Raw genomic sequence first — 3,088 nt, 5'->3', positions numbered from 1 at the left:
GTCGAGCGTCAGCGGACACGACTCCATCGCGATGCCGGCAAATCCTGCGGCTCCTAAAATCCTGTGCACGCGTTCCTCGGAAGCGAACGCGAACGGCCCGGGGTCTTCGGGCCCGGGCTGTGGCAGTTTCGGCACGTGCTTGTAGACCGCCTGCAGCGGCGTCATCATCCACGGATTTTCGCGCGGCTCGCGCCAGCAGGCGAATGCCAGCCGCCCCGACGGCCGCAGCGCCTTGCGGATGTTGGCAAAGGAGACCGCGGGCTCGGCGAAGAACATCACGCCGAAGCGGGAGACCATAAGGTCGAAACTTGCTGAAGCGAACGGATAGGCGGTGGCATCGGCGAGCACGAAATCGACCGGCAGCCCTTTTGGTGCGAGTTGTCGGGCGCGGGAAAGCATCGGCACTGAGATATCGATGCCGAACGCAAAGCCCGCAGGCGCGACCCGTTGCGCCATCGCTATGGTCGTGGCGCCGCAGCCGCAGCCGATATCGAGGACCCGTTCGCCAGGTCTGGCCGCGGCACGATCAATCAGGACCGCGGAGACCGGCGCCAGCAGGACGTCCTGCGTCTGCTGCCGGTCGGTCCAGCGCTGCCCGGCCGGACCGTTCCAGAAGGCAATCTGATCGGCGTTGCGATCGTGGCCCGAGGGCGCATCCATGTCGGGCTCCTTATGCCTTAATGCCTTATGCCGCCGGCGCGATCAGCGCATCCGTCAAGCGTCAATTCGGGTTGCCGCTGGTCGTGGTCTTCTTCGCCGCCGGACTCTTTGCCGCCGCCTTGGGTGGACTTTCGCTGCGCACGGCGCCCCAGGGATCAGAAGCGGCCTTTTCGGGAATGCTATTGAGCGAACGCTGATAGGCTTTTTCGGCGTCGCGCTCCGACGCCTTCTCCTGGGGCGATTTGTCCTTCGCGGGTTCCCCGTATCCGGGAACCGCGCCTTGGGCATGCGCCGGCCCGCCAAGTAACGCGATCATCGCTGCGGCACAGAGAACTTTCATGCGTCTACTCCCGACTTGCGCCAGTCCGCTTTCGTCTGCAGGCTCGTCGAACCGAAGCGCATGAGCAGCGAAACCAGCTTCAACGCTCAGTCCGCCTTCGTCGCTACGCGACTTCGGCGCGACAGCCTTCGTGTCTCGCGAGCTTCGGCTTGCCGAGCCGAAGCGCGTGAGCGAAGGCTGGTAGGCGGCGAGAGATTCGAACTCCCGACCCTCTCGGTGTAAACGAGATGCTCTAACCAGCTGAGCTAGCCGCCCTTGAGGCTTCTGTTTAGCGCTGCCCTGCCCTCTGGCGCAAGCCGGGATACGCCCACAAAAAAAGCGGCGTCCCGATTGGAACGCCGCTTCCGTCATATTTGGCTCAGCTCAGTGCGCCGTCAGGCCACCGGAGGCTTCATCCGACGCTTCGGGATTCACCGGTACCTTGGTGTCCTCTTCCCAGACGATCGGCACCGGCGGACGCACCAGCGCCCTGGCGATGACATCATCGAGACGCGCGACCGGGACGATCTCCATGCCGCCCTTGATCGCATCGGAAATCTCGGTGAGATCCTTGGCGTTGTCCTCGGGGATGATCACCATCTTGATGCCGCCGCGCGCGGCCGCCAGCAGCTTCTCCTTCAGACCGCCGATCGGCAGCACCCTGCCGCGCAGCGTGATCTCGCCGGTCATGGCGACATCGTGCCGGACCGGGATGCCGGTCATGACCGAGATGATCGCCGTGGCCATGGCGACGCCAGCCGACGGTCCGTCCTTCGGGGTTGCCCCCTCCGGAACGTGAACGTGGATGTCGCGCCGGTCGAACAACGGTGGCTCGATGCCATAGACGATCGCGCGCGACCGGACATAGGACGCCGCAGCCGAGATCGACTCCTTCATCACGTCGCGCAGATTGCCGGTGACCGTCATCTTGCCCTTGCCGGGCATCATGACGCCTTCGATGGTCAGCAGTTCGCCGCCGACATCGGTCCAGGCCAGGCCCGTCACGATCCCGACCTGGTCGTCGCTCTCGATCTCGCCGAAGCGGTACTTCGGCACGCCCAGGAACTCCTCGAGAGTCTTCTCGGTGACCTTGACCGACTTCTTCTTGGAGATCATCAGCTCCTTCACCGCCTTGCGGGCGAGTGTCGACAGCTCACGCTCCAGATTACGCACGCCCGCTTCGCGGGTATAGCGGCGGATCATCAGCAGCAAGGCATCGTCGTCGATCGACCATTCCTTGGAATCGAGGCCATGCTTGGAGATGGCATTCGGGATCAGATGCTTGCGCGCGATCTCGACCTTCTCGTTTTCGGTATAGCCGGCGATCCGGATGATCTCCATACGGTCCATCAGCGGTCCGGGAATATTGAGCGTATTCGCGGTCGTGATGAACATCACGCTGGACAGATCGTAATCGACCTCGAGGTAGTGGTCGTTGAAGGTCGAGTTCTGCTCGGGATCCAAAACCTCCAGCAGCGCCGACGACGGATCGCCGCGGAAATCGGCGCCCATCTTGTCGATCTCGTCCAGCAGGAACAGCGGATTCGAGGTCTTCGCCTTGCGCATCGACTGGATGACCTTGCCGGGCATCGAGCCGATATAGGTGCGGCGGTGACCGCGGATCTCGGCTTCGTCGCGGACGCCGCCGAGCGACACGCGCACGAATTCGCGACCGGTCGCTTTCGCGATCGACTTGCCGAGCGATGTCTTGCCGACGCCTGGGGGGCCGACCAGACACAGGATCGGTCCGGTCAACTTGTTGGCGCGCGACTGCACCGCGAGATACTCGACGATGCGGTCCTTGACCTTCTCCAATCCGTAGTGATCGTTGTCCAGCACAGCTTGCGCGGCCTCAAGGTCCTTCTTGACCTTGGACTTCTTGTTCCAGGGGATCGACAGCAGCCAGTCGAGGTAGTTGCGCACGACGGTCGCTTCCGCAGACATCGGCGACATCTGGCGCAGCTTCTTCAGCTCATGCTGCGCCTTGTCGCGGGCTTCCTTGGAGAGCTTGGTCTTGGCGATCTTCTCCTCCAGATCGGCGAGTTCGTCGCGACCTTCGTCGTCGCCGAGCTCCTTCTGGATCGCCTTCATCTGCTCGTTCAGGTAATA

At 63.2% G+C, this 3,088-nt stretch carries 3 protein-coding genes and 1 tRNA gene; all 4 read right to left on the bottom strand.

The genetic code is table 11. The features are described 5' to 3' along the window. Positions 1-660, bottom strand: a 660-nt coding sequence (locus WCE35_RS22635) for a class I SAM-dependent methyltransferase (RefSeq protein WP_424595543.1), incomplete at its 3' end; no start/stop codon positions are given. A gap of 61 nt (positions 661-721) precedes the next feature. After that, positions 722-1,000: a hypothetical protein gene (locus tag WCE35_RS22630; protein WP_424595542.1), complete on the bottom strand. Its 279-nt coding sequence runs from the start codon at positions 998-1,000 to the stop codon at positions 722-724. Positions 1,001-1,178: 178 nt separating this feature from the next. Further along, positions 1,179-1,255 (bottom strand) — tRNA-Val (locus WCE35_RS22625). Positions 1,256-1,363: 108 nt separating this feature from the next. Next, positions 1,364-3,088 (bottom strand): endopeptidase La (lon, locus tag WCE35_RS22620; protein ID WP_424595541.1); only part of this gene is annotated, 1,725 nt, incomplete at its 5' end.

Origin of the sequence: Bradyrhizobium sp. (genome assembly GCF_049691595.1) — a bacterium.
In the GTDB taxonomy this organism is placed as follows: domain Bacteria; phylum Pseudomonadota; class Alphaproteobacteria; order Rhizobiales; family Xanthobacteraceae; genus Bradyrhizobium.
The sequence above is the reverse complement of the archived record's forward strand: the minus strand, read 5'-3'. Positions and strand labels throughout refer to the sequence as shown.

What these genes read in the sequence shown, in the direction of transcription:
- WCE35_RS22630 (WP_424595542.1), bottom strand. Translation starts at nt 1,000, where the DNA reads ATGAAAGTTCTCTGTGCCGCAGCGATGATCGCGTTACTTGGCGGGCCG.